Source organism: Geitlerinema calcuttense NRMC-F 0142 (assembly GCF_030285425.1).
The window spans coordinates 46,709-61,578 of the sequence record NZ_JASVEJ010000001.1 but is presented as its reverse complement, the minus strand read 5'-3'; the positions used below and the strand labels follow the sequence as shown (position 1 = coordinate 61,578).

Sequence of the window (14,870 nt, the reverse complement as noted above, 5' to 3'; positions counted from 1 at the left end):
GGGGTTGGTTTGGGGTTTAATTCAGGATCGGATTCATAGCAAGACTTGCAGAGATTCATCGTGCCGTCAGCCTCGCTGTGAATAGCGACAAATCCCATCGTTTCTGCCGTGGATCGAATCTCTTCTTCATCTTCTCCGATGTCCGCAATGACACCGCAGTTTTCACAGGAAATGCGAAAAATCGGGTCAGATACCTGAATGTTAAATTCCTTGTCCATAAACTTACTTCTCCTCGCTCACTTTTTCTAAGATCAGCAGACCGCCTTTTGTGTATCCGCATTTTCGCCATCCGGCACAGATAAAACACCATCCAGCATTCTTTGACCTGACCGCTTTCTCATTGACGTAGGTATAATGCCTCTCACCAGGCCACGCGAGATCAGCAACGGCGTCAGCCTCTCGGATAAGGTCTGAGCTGAGATATTCTGACGAGTTCTCGTTCCTGAAAACCGCACAGTTGACGCCTTGCTGTCGTTCTCCGGTTCGCTCATCAATTCCATCGTCAATATACTTTCGCCAAACAAAGAGGGCGTCTGCCTCCAGCGTCCTAAGCACAATGGTTTCACCAGGGCCGACGAATTGAGACCGTTTGCGTCCGTCACGGTAGCGATATGCTGAATAGTGCCTTTCATACATTTCAAGACAGTTCCTATCACCGTCTTTTGTGTCCACCAAAAAGCCAAAACTTACCTCTCCTCGCGTTCCGGGATCTGCACACGACCGCCGCATTTCGAGCAATACACGTGCGAAACTTCATCATCTTCAAACCACAGCTGCAATCCACAAGGGGCAGTCCATCGACCGGGCATATCGGCAATGTCGTCATCTTGCGTCCACACGCACGTCTCGGACTTGGCTGCGGTGTAGCCTGCTTCGTAGCCACCCCGAAAACTTGGTGATGAAAGATATTTGAGTTGGTCTAACGTTAACGGGCTTGTTGGAAGTGACTCTGCCAACACACGAATACCCTTCCAGAACGTTTCCCAAGCCGCTTCCATCGCTTCGTTTGTTTCAGGCATTTCATCTCCTCGTGGTTCATTCTTAGCGTCCGACAAGCCCTCTCGATACATCCGCTCCGCTAAGTCGCGTTCATCTGTCGCCCGTGTCTGGTGCGTCCTAAACGCAGACTCCATCGCGGCCCGCTGCTGGTCTGTTAGTTCAGGCATTGTTTTCCTCCGTAAACAGCGGTCTTGCCGCGTCGTTCTTTTTGATCCGGGTCTGCCGAGCGTTCTCGATGTGGTGCGGCAGATCCAGAGCCAAATGACAGGCTTGGCATAGTGCCAAAACGTGATTCGGGTCAACGCATTTCATTCCGGTGTCCGCCTTGCACCGGCAAACGCCGCCTTCGTTGTCCAGATGGGCGACGGTCAGGATCACTTTCGAACACTTGAAATCCCAATCGCCGTATAACGCGAATCCGACATCCGAATTCAGTCCGTGAATGTCATTCTCGCTTCGCCAAATGCCGTCGCTGCCTTTCTTTCCGCGTTCGTAATTCACGGCTCCGCACTGTTCGCACTTTCCCTTCGCACGTTCAAAACGAATGTGCTTCGAAAACGCTTTCCAATTAGCCGGATATTTTGAAGGGTCAAACGGCATCTTCACTCCTCAGCCGTTCGATCTCGGCGTCTATTTCGGCGTTGCGGGTTTCGTTCTTGGCTTTCTCGCGTTCGAGGGCTTCAATGAGGCTGGCTCGGTGATATTCCGGTAAGGGTTCGACGGTGAAGAGTTCGTGGGCTAAGTTCCAAAAAGAATAAAACCGCCTCGTTTCGTCCCACAGAAATAAATCACCTATCTTCGTCTTTTCGTCCGCGTTGACATCCCAAGCACCATCCGGCACTTCCTGCATCGCACGTTCTGTCTCGATCCGCAGAATCTCAACGAACTCACGGCTGAGCGCTTTTACGAATTCACTATCTCGAAGTATTAGCTTTCTGTTTTTGTTTGGCATTGTGTCTCCTTTGCTCCTTCCAGGTCTCCTCTCAGCTTTCGGCGGCGTTCATTTTTGATAAATCTGCTCAAAATCAAATTGGACCGACCGAGCGTAAAACTTCCCCATCACTTCGCCGCGGCCTACGTTTCGGCCCTTGACTATTCGGATCTTCGCGTCCCGATATTTACGGTTCTTTTGATCATGTAACTCGTGTTCGCCGAGTTCGAGAATGAATATCAAACTGGCGTCTTTTTCGAGTTGCCCACTGCCTTCAAGATCGTGTAATCCAGGCTGAGCTGACTTCGCGCCTTCGCGGTTAAATTGGGCGACCTCGATAACCGCGATCTCAAGCTCGTTCGCAATACGCTTCACTTCCTGCGATGCCTCAGCTATGCGCTCATTGCGTTTGCGGTGGTCGATCTTATCCATCTTGAAAAGCTGGATGTAGTCGATCACTAAGGCCTTGATCTTGTCGCGTTGAACGACCGACCGAATATGGGTTCGAAGTGTCGCCATATCTGAAATGCGGTGGTCAAACCGGATGTTTGCTCCGCGTATCGCCGTAACCCAATCGCACAGCACTTGATACTCACTTTCGGTTATGCTGTTCAGCCAATTCAGGTTGGTTATCCCGGAAAGCTGCGACAGAAGCCTTTGCACGTTCTCGCCGTTCGTCATTTCACCGGCAAGGAACGCTGTTGGTGTTCCCGAGATCGAAAGCTGATAGGCCATCTGCAAGGCTAAGGCTGATTTTCCGGCGCCGGTATCAGCTGCAAGTAAAAGCACATCTGACGGTGAGATACCGCCGCCGATCGCCGCGTCAATAGCCTTAAATCCGGTTGGCAGCTTGCGCGTCTTTCCGTATCGCAAATTCTCCAATGCCGGCAAGACCTCGTTATCGATCACTTTCCATAGCGGGATGAAGTATTCGGTGCTAACACCGCTTTCGACCGATTCACAAAGATCGTTGATCTTCTTTTGGGCCTCGTCGAATATGACTTTTGTTTCGTCCTCACCGCTCAATGCTGTGGCTGTGATCTCCGAACAGATCCGCACCAAACGACGCAGATTCGACTTCTCGCGGACTATCGAAAGATATTCCTCAATGTCGCTGAATATCGGAACGCCGTATGCCATATTCGAAATGACCGACACTCCGCCAAAAGACTCGGTTGGGCCGTCTTTCTTGATCTCTTCGACGATCAGAATAGGACTCTGATTCTTGCCCTGTTGGTAAAGCGAAAGCATTGCTTTGAACACTCGTCGATTAAGCGGCGAGTAGAAGTCATCCGGCTCAAGACACTCTGCCGCATCCTTGATCAGATCGTTGTTCATCATCACGGCGCCGAGTATCACCCGTTCGCTTTCCTCGCTTGACGGTAATGGGCTATCAAGCCAATTCTCGTGACGCTTTGGACTCATATCGTGCATCTACTGAACAACCTCCGTGGGTTCTGCGGGTTTTGCCGGTCGCCTAAGATTGGCCCTGTTCTGAGCGTCGTCTGCTAGTTTTTCGGCAAGTGATGGTAGGGCTTCGGGTTCTTTTGTTTTCCGGCCTCTAACGAAATCGGGTAAATGGTTCGTCACGTATTCGGGCAGAATTTTGTATGAATACTTCGATCGCAGGAACCGAAAACAGTCAACAAATTGCTGTGATGTGAACTTATTGTCGAACGCTAATTCAGCGTGTGAATTCCATTCACGTTGCTGATTCGGAGAGAATTTCACAACGCCAAGTTCAACTGCGATAGCCTGAACGGTTGTTGTGATGAACACGAATCGCGGGGCGTCATTTCCTTCTACTACAAAAGGATTGGATTGGATTGGATTGGATTGGATTGGGTTGTTGAGCATTTGTTCAGCATTTGTTGAACATTTGTTCAATTCATTTTTTTGCTGTAACTCCTTTTCTTCCTTAGCTTTAGCGGCACGTTTTTTTGCACTTTCTCTTCCGGCCTTAACTCTTTCGCGAATTGTTTGTTTAAATTTTTTTCGCAAAAGTTCTTGCTTTTTATTCACTTTTTTTTCAGAATTTTTCGGGTCTATTTCGAAGAATAAATCCAAGATCTTAGCCGCTGCTTTTGCCGTGCATCCTTTTTTAATCCTGTCAGCGGCCTCTTTCGGATCGGACGGCAGGCCGTTATCCATCCAGCTAAAATCAAGAGCCCGGCGATACCAACATTCTTCCGCTGCTGTCAGTTTTGCGACTTTCGGCGAAAGGATAATATCCTCTGGATACCATATATAGCCGTGGGCTTTTTTCTTCATAATCCTTACCGTCTCTAATCGGAATTTATCGTTACCACGCGAACCAGGCTCATCGCCGCGTCGTCCACAGACTCGGCCATGCTTTGAATCAAGGCCTCAAGCTCTTTGATCCGCTTTTCATTTTTCAAGCACTTGTCGCACCTTTCTTCTTTGTGTTCACCGTCCTGATCCATAAATTTAAAAACAAAAAGGCTCTAAGTTACTTTCCCTGCTGACCTGAACAACGACGAACAAGACTTACAGAGATTTCGCTTAGAGCGCTTTTAGGATAAAACTTGTAAAAATTCCAAGTCAATCCGCAATCGCGGAAAGTCTCGTTCGTCGTTACAAGAATGATACTATTTTTCATCCCAAACTCCAACCAAAAACCGCCCGAATCTGCTGTAAAAAGTTCCTTTGGCATTATTCTTCTACCGTTTCCTCGCTTGCCTTTATCGCCTTGTTTTGCCGGCACCTTTCATCGAATTCAACTATTCTTTCGCCGATCCATCTTGCGACGGGTGGGCAGACTGCGTTTCCGTATCCTTTGATTGCTGCCTCAATTTCAGAAAGTTCAAAGGAAAGCCCATCATCCATTCGTAGATGTTCGGGTATCTGTGGATAGGAACATCCAATAACGTCAAAATGTAAGAGAGGCTGTCCGCGTGAAACTGAGGCCGGGAAATGGTTTTGATAACGGTTTCCCTTGAAAACTTCGTCCTGAAGAAGTCTGTCGCCTTCGGGGTAGGCAATAACGAAAAGGCGCTTTCTTTGATGCGGCAATCCAAAAGCCGTCGCTCGTATAATTTGCCACTCCGCATCATACCCGCAGGCGGCAAGGTCACAGAGCAGTCTGTCCAGTCCATCAGTAAGGAGGGCTGAGACGTTTTCAATGAAAATGTATCTAGGCAACAACTCGCGAATGATTCGGAGGTATTCACGCCATAATCCCGAACGTTCACCAGCAAGCCCGAGCCCTTTGAGATTGGCGATTGATAGGTCTTGACAGGGAAAACCACCTGCGATGAGGTCAACGGGTCTGAGGTTATGTTTTCCGACTTCTCTGACATCTTTGAATTTCTCCGTATGCGGGAAGTTCTCGTCCAGCTTCCCCCTGGCCCAATCATCGAACTCGACCTGCCAAACCGTTTTCATCCCGGCTTGCTCTAAGCCGAGATCAAGTCCACCAATTCCGCTAAAAAGCGATCCAACCGTAATACTCACTCGTCCTCCGCATCCTCGATCTCTCGAACCTCGAAACCGGCCCGGCATCGATGGTCTTTCAGCTCGTCGGGCTCGAGCCATTCCGTGCAGCGTAGGCATTCGTGGATAGTCATACTTAAAACAAAGCCTCCTGTGCCAAATACGGCTCTAAACGCTTGTTAGCTAACTCGACATACTCGCTCGAAATCTCACTTCCTATCCATCGTCGTTTAAGCTGATGCGCCGCCTTTGCGGTCGTGCCTGAACCCATAAACGGGTCGTAAACAAGGTCGTTTTCTTGGGTCAGCGTCTTGATTAGATAAGCGATGAGGTTCACGGGCTTTTGCGTCGGATGCTCTAACGCTTCGGCTGATACTCGCGGGAAACGCAGAACCGACACGGGACGATGGAACGGGAACATATAACGCCCTTTAGTGGCGAACCAGACAATATCGTGCGATGGTGCGAAGCCGCCTTTCAGGTCGCCCATCCCGTGCCATTCCCTATCCCAAATTACGTGCGATTTGATATGAAATCCAGCGTCTTGTATCGCTAACCGAAAGACTTCCTGAAACCGCCATTCACAGAACACAATCAAGGGCGTTTGGTCTTTCATCACACGAAACGCATCTGGTAAAAACTCAACACACGGCTTTTCGTCGTTGGCGAGCTTCGGTTTCCATTGCGTCTTATCAATCCGCCAGGCGGATTGATAACTGATGCCATACGGCGGGTCTGTGATAATCGCATCAACAAACCCGTCCGGCATCCTAGCCATAGTCTCAAGACAGTTTTCGTTGTATATCGTCTCCGTTTTCATACCTCTGCAAATTCGATCCGTGATACCTAACTAAACATCCTCACGTTGTTTTGTGGTTAATTTCACCGCCCGCCATAGACTTGCCTCGTTCCAGATAAATGGTGTGCCGTCATTATTTGTTGCGGCTGGTTTCGATATGCTGTAACCACGTCCGTAATTAACCTCCCAACGCCACCAATTGACCCAATCCCACCCTTGTTCACCGAACGCCTCTTTAGCGATAATGCTAAGGATTTCAAAGTCGGTTTCGTTGTCGATCTGGATACCAAGCCGATAGAGTTCGTCTCTCTGCTTATCCGCTTCCTTCATCAGCCGAAGCATTTTTATAAATGTTGATTTGGTCATCCTTTGCTATTCAATGCCTCCGTGACCTGTTTTGGCGTAAACAATTCCTTGCCTTCGTTCCGCAGCAGAAACGCCGCCAGATCGTCCTTTTGCTGGCTCGTTAAAGCCCCTTGATGCGTCTGAGCAAAAGCTAAGGCTTCTTGGTCGTTTGTCACTATCCGAACAGGCATAGGCGTCTCAGCGATCCATTTCAATTGTTTTGCCGTGTAACGTGGATCGGACTTGGCTATCATCTTTATTTCCAGCCATCCACACTTTCCTCGATACCAAACTAAAAGGTCTGGAATAGTGCCGGACGCAGAACAATCAACAACGGTCACTCCGCAAGCGGTCAACGTCTCGCAGATGCCTTTATGATTGCTGTCTTTTTTCCGGGCGTATTTGCTCATATCAAACTCGGCTGCCACTCCTTTGGCAGTGCCCTGTATAACGACTTCGCCCGATTAACCACTTCATAACTAACAACGCCCCTTTGGCGTAGATCGCGTAATATGCGGTCAGGGCTTGCCGGTGCTATGTAGCCATCTACGTTGGCATAGACATATTGCCGCAACGATTCGCAATGGAACTCCTGCCCCTCGTGGTCTTTCAGATAACGGCAAATGTGGTTTGCGATCTGCGAACGAACGCGGTTTATGTTTTCTGTTTGTTCGGTCATACCTCTTCCCTCCACGCCCGAACTATCCGGGCGATCAAAACTATGCCAATGAGTGCGATGATTCGTTTCATTTACCCGCCCTATGAACTAGCACTGCGGCGCGTCCGAACTTTCGAGAAGTCGGCACTTCCGAACTGTCCCTGTTCATCTGTTCAAGGATCGCCTGCTTAACCCGTTCTGCTTGCTCTACGGCGTCCCCAGCCTCTTTAAGCTGTTCGTTCAACGGTTTGTCGGTAAGAACCGCGTGATTAACCTCAGCCGTTTCTATAACCGAAAGAGCCATTTCCTTTTTGTGGCAAAGGTTCATCTTCGATTCGTATTGAGCCTTTACCCGGTGAAGCTCGTTTAGCCAATGGTTCACGTCGCATCCGGCCTTGATCGCCGAACGATACAGCCAGAGAAACTTTGCAAATGGATCTGTTTCGGTCTTGCCAAGAATCTGCGATATATAAGACGGGTCACAGCCGAATTCTTCTGCTATCGCCGACCCGTGACCGTTGATAACGTCGATGGTCTGTTTCGTTAGATCGTAAGTTCGTCTCATCACTAAACTTTCCTTTTAATTTCTTGAGTGACGGCCTCTATTGCTGTTCGTTAACCTAAGTTCATCGCTTGCTAGAGCGATCTTTGCCGACCGGGTGAAGTCATTTTGAGCGGATCGAATTTGTTGGTTGCTGCCACTTGTCGATCTGTTAGTAACCCGGTCATTTTCACGATGTTTGATAAATACGGCATTTGCCGTCATCGCGTGTGAGCCGGTCGGAGTTCAGAATCCGGCTCCACGCATTTCTTAATCTCGCGATACCGGCGTTGGTATTCTCGTCTCTTTGCCCTACCTTCCGGTGTCCGACGCTTGGCTAATATCTCCTCGCGGTTTGCCCAATAATGCCGCATCGCCTTGTCCGTGTTGTATCTTCGTCGTTGCTGAATTAGTGAATCTCTTTGCATAATCTTTCGGTCGCCAAACCTCGACGCCTGTATTCCCATCGCCGCCATGTTGACGGTGTGCTTTTTGAAATAGCTCAAGCAATGCGGCTTCGGTTGTCATCGCGTCTCCGCAAAAAAGAAAGCCCAAACCGAAAACAAAAAGGCGATAACGAAACCGACAAACAAGATCGGATAGGTCAGCGATCGCGGAGCCTGTTTCGGTGGATGCTGTGCCTTGGATAATTCAGTTAATCGGTTCGAACGACATTGAAAGCAATCCGAATGAGCCACGGCAACCTTTGGCATCCCGCAGGTCTTGCAGGGATAGATATGGACTCGCTCGATTCGTTTATTCGCGGCATCAATGACCGTCTCACGCTGATCTGGCGATAGCTTTGCCGGATATGCCGGAACCACTTCGTTATTTCGCATTTCAAATGTTGTGTTCATAACCTTTGGTTTCAACCGCCCCGGTTAACCCGCCGAGGCGGTTGCAGTTGAAAAATCCACGTAACTATCTTTCGGGGTCGTTCGATTGCTCCAGCCCCGTTTCAGCAAGATGTAATTGGTGGGCATCGGGCAAGGTTGGTTACTTGCAAATAGGGAAGTGTCACGTTTTACTCCGCGTTTTTCACCGACCGTGCTTGTCGGCTACTAATCCCTCGCCCACGGATTGAAGCTGCGTCTATTTCCGCCACCGATGCCATATTCTGTTTTCAAAGAAGCCGGGCGACCGTGTTAACTAGCACGTTCGTCGTCGCCCAGCACTACAGGAGGATCAATATGCACCTTCCCCTTGTTCGCTAATCTTTAGGAAGCGGACTGTTTTACGTCGAAGTATCTCCGCTTCCCTTGTCCGGCAAACGCTCCCACTCGTCGCCGAATCTCGAATTGTTAAAGAACTGTGCGGGGCGTTCGCCTTAAGACCGCCCAAGCTCCCCCGCAAAGCCGGAACGGAATCTTTTAGCTCGTGAACGAATCAAGAAACTCGGTAAGCTGATCGTCTGAAAGATCGGCTAAAACCTTTCCGGCTCCGATATATTCATCGGCCTGTTTTCTTTTCGCCCCTTTGAGTTCGGAGTAAAGTTCTTTCGCCAAGGTAAGCAGATCCATCCGCTGCGATTCGGTCTTGTCGATCGGTTCGGCCGGCGTCGATTCTTGCGGTGCGGTTTCGGGCTCAGATTCTTCCGGCTCGACAACATCCAACGGATCATCGTTGATAGGCGGAACGACGGTCAGTTGATCGCGCAACGCACTAACGCGGTTTGCGGTTCTTTCTGCCATATCCACAGCAGCCGAGTGCCCGTTGAATAGTTGATCGTCGGCCTCGAATGCTTTTTCGAGTTCGGTTGAAAGCGGAAGGTATTTGGCGATTCGCCGAATTACGGTCTTACGGGCCATTTCCGGGTAATCGGTTTTCCAAGGACCGTTATCCTTTGCCTTTGATCGCGACCGGATAGCATCAACCTCTTCCATCGTCATAACCTCGATCTGACGGCTTCCGTCGGTCAATTCGGCAACGGCATAAACACAGGTCATCGCTCCGCGGTCGCCCGTCATACACGGCGTATGCGAAAGTTTCTGATCCAGGCCGTATTCGACGTTGAACGTATCCCGTTCATAGACCACGCGGCTTTCGATTCGTGCGATATTGCCGGAACGTCTTGCGAGTTCGATCAATCCCTGATAGCCGGGAATGAACTGACACTCGTAGGCACTGATCTTGGAGTTGTAGTAAGGAACCAAATAGGCACGTCCGAGCGTTCCCGAGCAGTCAAGCCCAAGTTCTGCGGACTTCATTATCGATTGCAGAATGCTTTCTTTCGTGCATTCCCAAAGCCTCGGCTGACGTGAGGCTGCAACGAGTGCCATTTTGACGACGCGCTCCGGCGTTAGGTGCTTTGGCAGAACTGTTTCGAGGGTTTTCTGAAACGCCTCACCGTTCAGAATGCCTTCCAATGTTCCTTTATCTGTAACTTTTGCTATTGCTTGATTTGGCATAATTCTCCTGTTGTTGCGAGTCTCTTACTCGCTGATGATGTAAGGCCGAAACGTCTTGAACGGCTGTCCTTGTTTGTCGAACTGCGAAAGGTCGATGTCTGGATATGTCGCGGCCAATGCTTTCTTGTCGAACGTCTTTCGTCCGGCTGATTCGGTGTATGCGACGCGAACGCCAAAGCCTTGATATTTCCCCGGCACGTCCTCAACGATCTTGGTTTTGAAATCCTCTACAAGAGCGTCGTAAAGTTCGGTCGCGTTATCCTTGATGCTCTTAGCTTCGCGGAACCGTTCAGCCCATTCGCGGAATGCGTCATCTTCACGAATGACAAGATCGCCGCCGACTTTTTCAAATTCAAGGGTCGGTTTGTCGGCGGCGACTGCGGCTGGCGGCTGTTGGGTAAGAACGTGATTCGTCCAGAACGATACGGCCGCATTTACCGCCGCGTCGTAGATCGCTTGGTCGAATTGAATATCAAAGAAAATTACCTCGAACTGATCAGGACAAAAGATGATAAAAACTCCGCCGTCGTATTGACCGAGACCAATATAGGACTGCATCTGGACAATCCAACTGTCCGGCAAGCCTTCACGTTGAAGCTTGCGGAACGCGGCAACGGAGACGACTTTGATCTCCACAACCTTGTTTTGGCCTTCAAGAAGCCGATCTATATGGCCGCGTATAAACTCATGATCTGGGTGCTTAAGTTCCCGTGTCATTCGTCGCAACTTCTGACCGGTTATCTCGGTATATTCTTCTGCGGCGATATGCTCTAATCGCTGTCCTCGTCGTGTGTGCTTGTTGCCTTCAAATGGAGCGACAAGCCCAAGTTTTTCATTAAAAACATCCAACGGAGTTTTCCATTGATCAACTCCAAGAACCGCCCCGAGTTCCGAGCAGCCAATGATCGATCTACGGTAATCAGCATCAAACTGTTGTGCGGTTTGCATCAGAGATCCCCCTATTGTTTGCCTGATCCTTAGCTGTGGCCCATCGAACGTTTCCCGGTTCGTAATGCCCATTAACATCGATCCTATCGAGTGTGTAATCAAGGCTTGGCCGGCGACCGAGAACGGATAGGAACTGCTCAAATGACTCGAAACGAAATTCGATCCCGCGACCGCCGTATCTTGGATAGTTGTGTCGGCTAGGGTTCGTGCAACGAGCCTTTGCCGATGTGTAGCTCCGATATTCAGGAGAGGCCGCCTTATTGGTATTGGGCGCTTCTCCGTGAGTACGTCGGGCTGCTGCCATGTTCGCCAGCCGATCACAGCCACATGACAAATTCTTTCCGCTACGCAAGTTGCCTGCCACCTTGATATTCAGCGATCCGCAGTCGCATCTCACGAGCCATAGAGCGACGCCCCGCTTCCCCTGCCCGGCAAAACCAATTGCGACCTGCTTCCCGAATCGCTGACCATTTAAGTTATGCTTCGGTCGCCATTCTGATTGTGCTGTTTGTGCTTGCATCAGTGCGTATTCTCCCTTCGTCTGCTGAGTTCTTTTGCGTCCTCGATAAGTGCCAGCATCCATTCCTGATTAACTCCCAATTCGAGTCCGGCAAGGACGAACCGACGCTGTTCTTTTGTCAGCGTTGACCATTTGCGGTTCACTTTCGGGTCGTCGTGAATGTGTTGAAGTTTCTGGCCGTCGGTCATTGGGCTAAGTCCTCCACGGCGTAGCTGTCACACGAAATGCAAAACGTCCGCGTCGTGTTTAGATAGACCTTTCCGCATTCCCGGCACTTGGCGTCACGTTTTGCAGGTCGCGGGTCGAATATCGGCCTAGGTTGCGGTATCGGATTTTGAAGCCGTCGAATCATTGCCAGACCGTCGCCGAATCCGGCTGTAACAGGTGTCTTGTCCATTGTTAGCCTCCGAAGATCGCCGTCCAGAACGCCCGGCTATGTGTGTGGATATCGTCGTTGTCGAAGATGAACATCACGGCGAACAATGCTCCGGTCGCGGTAAACGCAACAAAGCCAAGTGCCGTTGAGATCGCGGCTTGAACTTTCGGATTCTGCGGACGAACCGCAAATGTTTCGTATTCCTCGGCGTCGTATTCAAGCGTGTCCTCACCACATCGCGGGCACTTACCGCCATCGCCGTTGTCGCCGGTCGCCGAGGTATTGCCACGCCATCCGCACCGTTCTATGTCGAAGCACATTGCTTCGTGGGTCTGTGGATTCGCGGCAATTGCTTCGCACGGTGGCTCGGCATTCTCAATAGTCTCGCGGGCCGTGAATTCCCTGCATCTTGGGCAGATGTCGGGTTCGCCAAACATCTCCGCCGCGCAACATTCACTTACATCTATCGGGTCGATGAATTCTGTTCCAAGTTCTCGTGTCATTATTTCGTCTCCATCTCCGTTTAATCGCCATCTGCGACAGTGGAGCTATCTTAAACCGAAAGTTTAAACCTTGTCAAGCCCTAAGACGTAAATAATTTAATTTTTAAGAAAAAAAGATGTCGGCAGGCCGTAAACCTCTGCCATTCGTGCGATCAACTTCGCGGAAGGATTGTTTTTCCCGTTCTCAATGTAACTCAAGTGTATAGGCGTGATATTCAGCTTTTCAGCAGCATCTACCGCTCTGAGGTCTTTGATCTTACGGGCTTGTCGGATACGGTCGCCATCCCAAACGTGTGTAGTTACTTTTGCCATAGTGACTACTACTTTAAGTGATTGGCGACCAAATGTAAAGGAAAGTTTAAGCGTCCGGCATCAATTGAATGAATCGATCCAATCCCGAACGTCCTGAATGTCTGCGTCGATCTTCGAAACCCACACGTCTATATTAGCCTCAAGATCGACTACGCACTGCGGCGGATTCTGAATACCCTCGTCCTCCATCGTGTGAAGAACATCGTGAATAAGCCCGAGCAGTTCGCTCGTGCGTTCCGAAAGTTGTTTTGCTCGTCCAAGAATTATGATGTGTGCCATAGTTTTAATGAGAGCCTTCGGCGGCCTTAAGTTCATAGCCGCGTTTCTCGGCTTGTTTTAGCTGAAACGACTGCCATTCTTTTTCTAGCTGGATCAGTTTTTGGTCGCTCTGCTTTTGATGATCAAGAATGGTATTCGTCTTTTCGATCAGCATATTTAGCTTTTCCCTTTGGCTCTGATCGTCCCGTGCCCACGAAAGCAACGTTCCGCCAAAGCTGATGATGAATGTAATGACCGCAATGGCCACACCCATTAACGCCAATGTTCCTTTTGTGAGTTCAACTTTTTCAGACATACGCCGGTCCGTCCGTTCTAAAAATGTCGTGGGTGATTCCGACGCAATTCGTTCGGCCTCTTTCCCGTTCGTTCTTGGCGGTATCGTCGCTAATACCGGCTTGGTTGCTGTTTGGCTCATTCCTCACCTTTCCTCGTGGGCGATACTTACATTCTGTCCTTTTTTTTGTTACATCTTGGGCACACCTACTTCGTTAGCAAAATACAGACCGTTTCTCCGGCCTTAAGGCTTACGCCATCAGATTCGATGTCACCTGCAAGCGTTATTGTCGTCGCCTCGAACTCGAACGGCTTTTCGGCCTTTTCTGTCTCTACCACACCGTCCGGCGATTGTCTGAATATCGGATGGGCGTGAACACCCATAGTTGCCTGCCATCGTTCCAGGTCACGGTTGAGCAGTGTAATGTGTTCGCCTTCGTATTGGACGATGTTCGCCATATGCGAACGGTCATTCGCCACGACCATTATGTTTAATCCAGGATGCAGACCAGCCGCGCAGAGCAGGACCTTGCCCGGTCGATCATCCTTGTCCCATTCAGTCCCATCCCACGGCGAACCGTCAGCCCTTACCGTAAACGCTGGATTGATACATCTCGAATCTCGCGGGAACAGAGCAACGGAGAAATCTCGATGCTCAAGCGGTGTGTAGTTTTCATAGCCCGCCGTGATGTTTAGCGCATAGATGCCCTGATAGATCAGCGGCAGCAAGGATTCGTCGATCTTTGTCTTTGAATAGACGGTAGTGCCGCCTGTGGTTTTCGCCTGCTTCGCCTGCGAGTAGAAACCCTCAAACGTCGAGTGTCCCTTGTTCTTCTTAAACGGACACGCTGAAAGCATCGCAGTTATTGCGATTAACGCAACAAGTGCAAATAAGGTGTAAAATTTGTGCTTAAATGACCTCATAGTAATCTTCCTACCACTTTATTGAGTTCGTCTCGCGCCGTGTCGATCTTTGCCAACCCGTCCTCAAGTTCCTGCCATCGGTTCACCATCGCCTGTAATGCCGCGATCTTGTGGTGTGTTTCTGGATCGGCATAAACACGATAGTCCGAATCAAGCAGATTCTGTTCCAACTGTTCAAGCCAAGATCGGGCTTCTTCGAGTTCCACTACAAATACCTCAGTGCTAAATAATTGATGGTTAAGTGCATTGTGTTATCTGCAATTATCATCAGCCATACCGACATCCATTGTGGAACCTGCGACGAATAGCCGGTAGCCTTGCAGTTATCCCAATTGAGTTCAGGGCTATTCCATTCACTTGGCGATGCCCCTAGAGCGTTCTTTGCCCAAATGACATATCGAGCCAACCGGAATCGGTCTATAAAGAAGTGTGTCACGCAGATCACCGCGACCGCCGACCACGATCCGATTAACAGAAACGGCAATGAATACACAAGTGCGTGTATCCCCGCAGCGAACGAGTTGGCGGTTTTCTTTGTCGCCATCCAATTCGACTGTGTGACGTAATCACCAATAAGATGTAAAAGTAGTTGTTCCATAAA

26 protein-coding genes are annotated in these 14,870 nt (G+C 49.8%); all 26 read right to left on the bottom strand.

Annotated features, from left to right (window positions below; all coding sequences use genetic code 11):
• The coding region (locus tag QQ055_RS00345; protein WP_286004046.1) for a hypothetical protein at positions 1–218 on the bottom strand (218 nt) is incomplete at its 3' end.
• Positions 219–222: 4 nt separating this feature from the next.
• Complete coding sequence (locus QQ055_RS00340) at positions 223–555, bottom strand: hypothetical protein (RefSeq protein ID WP_286004045.1); 333 nt, start codon at positions 553–555, stop codon at positions 223–225.
• Between the two features lie 131 nt (positions 556–686).
• Complete coding sequence (locus tag QQ055_RS00335) at positions 687–1,166, bottom strand: hypothetical protein (RefSeq protein WP_286004044.1); 480 nt, start codon at positions 1,164–1,166, stop codon at positions 687–689.
• Entirely contained in the window at positions 1,159–1,599 is a 441-nt protein-coding gene (locus QQ055_RS00330; protein ID WP_286004043.1) for a hypothetical protein, read from the bottom strand. Before QQ055_RS00330 ends, QQ055_RS00335 begins: the two co-directional genes overlap by 8 nt.
• Positions 1,589–1,951 carry a hypothetical protein gene (locus QQ055_RS00325; protein WP_286004042.1) on the bottom strand — a complete coding sequence of 121 codons (363 nt, stop codon included), beginning with the start codon at positions 1,949–1,951 and terminating at the stop codon, positions 1,589–1,591. Before QQ055_RS00325 ends, QQ055_RS00330 begins: the two co-directional genes overlap by 11 nt.
• Before the next feature lie 48 nt (positions 1,952–1,999).
• Positions 2,000–3,355: a replicative DNA helicase gene (locus QQ055_RS00320; RefSeq protein WP_286004041.1), complete on the bottom strand. Its 1,356-nt coding sequence runs from the start codon at positions 3,353–3,355 to the stop codon at positions 2,000–2,002.
• 9 nt (positions 3,356–3,364) lie between these two features.
• The gene (locus QQ055_RS00315) at positions 3,365–4,201 is read right to left on the bottom strand and encodes a hypothetical protein (RefSeq protein WP_286004040.1); all 837 of its coding nucleotides are present in this window, start codon (positions 4,199–4,201) and stop codon (positions 3,365–3,367) included.
• A gap of 14 nt (positions 4,202–4,215) precedes the next feature.
• Positions 4,216–4,374: a hypothetical protein gene (locus QQ055_RS00310; RefSeq protein WP_286004039.1), complete on the bottom strand. Its 159-nt coding sequence runs from the start codon at positions 4,372–4,374 to the stop codon at positions 4,216–4,218.
• Positions 4,375–4,400: 26 nt separating this feature from the next.
• The gene (locus tag QQ055_RS00305) at positions 4,401–4,604 is read right to left on the bottom strand and encodes a hypothetical protein (RefSeq protein WP_286004038.1); all 204 of its coding nucleotides are present in this window, start codon (positions 4,602–4,604) and stop codon (positions 4,401–4,403) included.
• Complete coding sequence (locus QQ055_RS00300; RefSeq protein ID WP_286004037.1) at positions 4,604–5,404, bottom strand: DNA cytosine methyltransferase; 801 nt, start codon at positions 5,402–5,404, stop codon at positions 4,604–4,606. Before QQ055_RS00300 ends, QQ055_RS00305 begins: the two co-directional genes overlap by 1 nt.
• Positions 5,405–5,519: 115 nt before the next feature.
• Positions 5,520–6,203, bottom strand: coding sequence for a DNA-methyltransferase (locus tag QQ055_RS00295; protein WP_286004036.1), 684 nt, complete (start codon positions 6,201–6,203; stop codon positions 5,520–5,522).
• 30 nt (positions 6,204–6,233) lie between these two features.
• Positions 6,234–6,548 (bottom strand): hypothetical protein, encoded by a 315-nt coding sequence (locus QQ055_RS00290; protein ID WP_286004035.1) that lies wholly within the window; start codon positions 6,546–6,548, stop codon positions 6,234–6,236.
• Positions 6,545–6,937 carry a hypothetical protein gene (locus QQ055_RS00285; protein WP_286004034.1) on the bottom strand — a complete coding sequence of 131 codons (393 nt, stop codon included), beginning with the start codon at positions 6,935–6,937 and terminating at the stop codon, positions 6,545–6,547. The genes QQ055_RS00290 and QQ055_RS00285 overlap by 4 nt, the downstream gene beginning before the upstream one ends.
• Positions 6,934–7,206 carry a hypothetical protein gene (locus QQ055_RS00280; protein WP_286004033.1) on the bottom strand — a complete coding sequence of 91 codons (273 nt, stop codon included), beginning with the start codon at positions 7,204–7,206 and terminating at the stop codon, positions 6,934–6,936. Before QQ055_RS00280 ends, QQ055_RS00285 begins: the two co-directional genes overlap by 4 nt.
• 67 nt (positions 7,207–7,273) lie before the next feature.
• Positions 7,274–7,750 carry a hypothetical protein gene (locus QQ055_RS00275; protein WP_286004032.1) on the bottom strand — a complete coding sequence of 159 codons (477 nt, stop codon included), beginning with the start codon at positions 7,748–7,750 and terminating at the stop codon, positions 7,274–7,276.
• Positions 7,751–8,038: 288 nt separating this feature from the next.
• On the bottom strand, positions 8,039–8,254 hold the full coding sequence (locus QQ055_RS00270) for a hypothetical protein (protein WP_286004031.1): 216 nt from the start codon (positions 8,252–8,254) through the stop codon (positions 8,039–8,041).
• Positions 8,251–8,583, bottom strand: a complete 333-nt coding sequence (locus tag QQ055_RS00265) for a hypothetical protein (protein WP_286004030.1) — start codon at positions 8,581–8,583, stop codon at positions 8,251–8,253. Before QQ055_RS00265 ends, QQ055_RS00270 begins: the two co-directional genes overlap by 4 nt.
• A gap of 513 nt (positions 8,584–9,096) precedes the next feature.
• Positions 9,097–10,134 carry a recombinase RecT gene (locus QQ055_RS00260; RefSeq protein WP_286004029.1) on the bottom strand — a complete coding sequence of 346 codons (1,038 nt, stop codon included), beginning with the start codon at positions 10,132–10,134 and terminating at the stop codon, positions 9,097–9,099.
• A 24-nt stretch (positions 10,135–10,158) separates the two neighbouring features.
• A complete protein-coding gene (locus tag QQ055_RS00255; protein ID WP_286004028.1) occupies positions 10,159–11,082 on the bottom strand; it encodes a YqaJ viral recombinase family nuclease in 924 nt (307 codons plus the stop codon).
• A gap of 519 nt (positions 11,083–11,601) precedes the next feature.
• The gene (locus QQ055_RS00250; protein WP_286004027.1) at positions 11,602–11,790 is read right to left on the bottom strand and encodes a hypothetical protein; all 189 of its coding nucleotides are present in this window, start codon (positions 11,788–11,790) and stop codon (positions 11,602–11,604) included.
• A 211-nt stretch (positions 11,791–12,001) separates the two neighbouring features.
• The gene (locus tag QQ055_RS00245) at positions 12,002–12,481 is read right to left on the bottom strand and encodes a hypothetical protein (RefSeq protein WP_286004026.1); all 480 of its coding nucleotides are present in this window, start codon (positions 12,479–12,481) and stop codon (positions 12,002–12,004) included.
• A 96-nt stretch (positions 12,482–12,577) separates the two neighbouring features.
• Positions 12,578–12,793 (bottom strand): helix-turn-helix domain-containing protein, encoded by a 216-nt coding sequence (locus QQ055_RS00240; RefSeq protein ID WP_286004025.1) that lies wholly within the window; start codon positions 12,791–12,793, stop codon positions 12,578–12,580.
• Between the two features lie 283 nt (positions 12,794–13,076).
• On the bottom strand, positions 13,077–13,487 hold the full coding sequence (locus tag QQ055_RS00235; RefSeq protein ID WP_286004024.1) for a hypothetical protein: 411 nt from the start codon (positions 13,485–13,487) through the stop codon (positions 13,077–13,079).
• Positions 13,488–13,552: 65 nt separating this feature from the next.
• Positions 13,553–14,269: a hypothetical protein gene (locus QQ055_RS00230; protein WP_286004023.1), complete on the bottom strand. Its 717-nt coding sequence runs from the start codon at positions 14,267–14,269 to the stop codon at positions 13,553–13,555.
• Positions 14,266–14,475: a hypothetical protein gene (locus tag QQ055_RS00225; RefSeq protein WP_286004022.1), complete on the bottom strand. Its 210-nt coding sequence runs from the start codon at positions 14,473–14,475 to the stop codon at positions 14,266–14,268. The genes QQ055_RS00230 and QQ055_RS00225 overlap by 4 nt, the downstream gene beginning before the upstream one ends.
• Complete coding sequence (locus QQ055_RS00220; protein WP_286004021.1) at positions 14,475–14,867, bottom strand: DUF3307 domain-containing protein; 393 nt, start codon at positions 14,865–14,867, stop codon at positions 14,475–14,477. Before QQ055_RS00220 ends, QQ055_RS00225 begins: the two co-directional genes overlap by 1 nt.
• Between the last annotated feature and the right edge of the window lie 3 nt (positions 14,868–14,870).

Coding starts and splice junctions, on each gene's coding strand:
- QQ055_RS00335 (WP_286004044.1), bottom strand. CDS start 1,166: ATGCCTGAACTAACAGACCAGCAGCGGGCCGCGATGGAGTCTGCGTTT.
- QQ055_RS00330 (WP_286004043.1), bottom strand. CDS start 1,599: ATGCCGTTTGACCCTTCAAAATATCCGGCTAATTGGAAAGCGTTTTCG.
- QQ055_RS00325 (WP_286004042.1), bottom strand. CDS start 1,951: ATGCCAAACAAAAACAGAAAGCTAATACTTCGAGATAGTGAATTCGTA.
- QQ055_RS00320 (WP_286004041.1), bottom strand. CDS start 3,355: ATGAGTCCAAAGCGTCACGAGAATTGGCTTGATAGCCCATTACCGTCA.
- QQ055_RS00315 (WP_286004040.1), bottom strand. CDS start 4,201: ATGAAGAAAAAAGCCCACGGCTATATATGGTATCCAGAGGATATTATC.
- QQ055_RS00310 (WP_286004039.1), bottom strand. CDS start 4,374: ATGGATCAGGACGGTGAACACAAAGAAGAAAGGTGCGACAAGTGCTTG.
- QQ055_RS00305 (WP_286004038.1), bottom strand. CDS start 4,604: ATGCCAAAGGAACTTTTTACAGCAGATTCGGGCGGTTTTTGGTTGGAG.
- QQ055_RS00295 (WP_286004036.1), bottom strand. CDS start 6,203: ATGAAAACGGAGACGATATACAACGAAAACTGTCTTGAGACTATGGCT.
- QQ055_RS00290 (WP_286004035.1), bottom strand. CDS start 6,548: ATGACCAAATCAACATTTATAAAAATGCTTCGGCTGATGAAGGAAGCG.
- QQ055_RS00285 (WP_286004034.1), bottom strand. CDS start 6,937: ATGAGCAAATACGCCCGGAAAAAAGACAGCAATCATAAAGGCATCTGC.
- QQ055_RS00280 (WP_286004033.1), bottom strand. CDS start 7,206: ATGACCGAACAAACAGAAAACATAAACCGCGTTCGTTCGCAGATCGCA.
- QQ055_RS00275 (WP_286004032.1), bottom strand. CDS start 7,750: ATGAGACGAACTTACGATCTAACGAAACAGACCATCGACGTTATCAAC.
- QQ055_RS00270 (WP_286004031.1), bottom strand. CDS start 8,254: ATGACAACCGAAGCCGCATTGCTTGAGCTATTTCAAAAAGCACACCGT.
- QQ055_RS00265 (WP_286004030.1), bottom strand. CDS start 8,583: ATGAACACAACATTTGAAATGCGAAATAACGAAGTGGTTCCGGCATAT.
- QQ055_RS00260 (WP_286004029.1), bottom strand. CDS start 10,134: ATGCCAAATCAAGCAATAGCAAAAGTTACAGATAAAGGAACATTGGAA.
- QQ055_RS00255 (WP_286004028.1), bottom strand. CDS start 11,082: ATGCAAACCGCACAACAGTTTGATGCTGATTACCGTAGATCGATCATT.
- QQ055_RS00250 (WP_286004027.1), bottom strand. CDS start 11,790: ATGACCGACGGCCAGAAACTTCAACACATTCACGACGACCCGAAAGTG.
- QQ055_RS00245 (WP_286004026.1), bottom strand. CDS start 12,481: ATGACACGAGAACTTGGAACAGAATTCATCGACCCGATAGATGTAAGT.
- QQ055_RS00240 (WP_286004025.1), bottom strand. CDS start 12,793: ATGGCAAAAGTAACTACACACGTTTGGGATGGCGACCGTATCCGACAA.
- QQ055_RS00235 (WP_286004024.1), bottom strand. CDS start 13,487: ATGAGCCAAACAGCAACCAAGCCGGTATTAGCGACGATACCGCCAAGA.
- QQ055_RS00230 (WP_286004023.1), bottom strand. CDS start 14,269: ATGAGGTCATTTAAGCACAAATTTTACACCTTATTTGCACTTGTTGCG.
- QQ055_RS00220 (WP_286004021.1), bottom strand. CDS start 14,867: ATGGAACAACTACTTTTACATCTTATTGGTGATTACGTCACACAGTCG.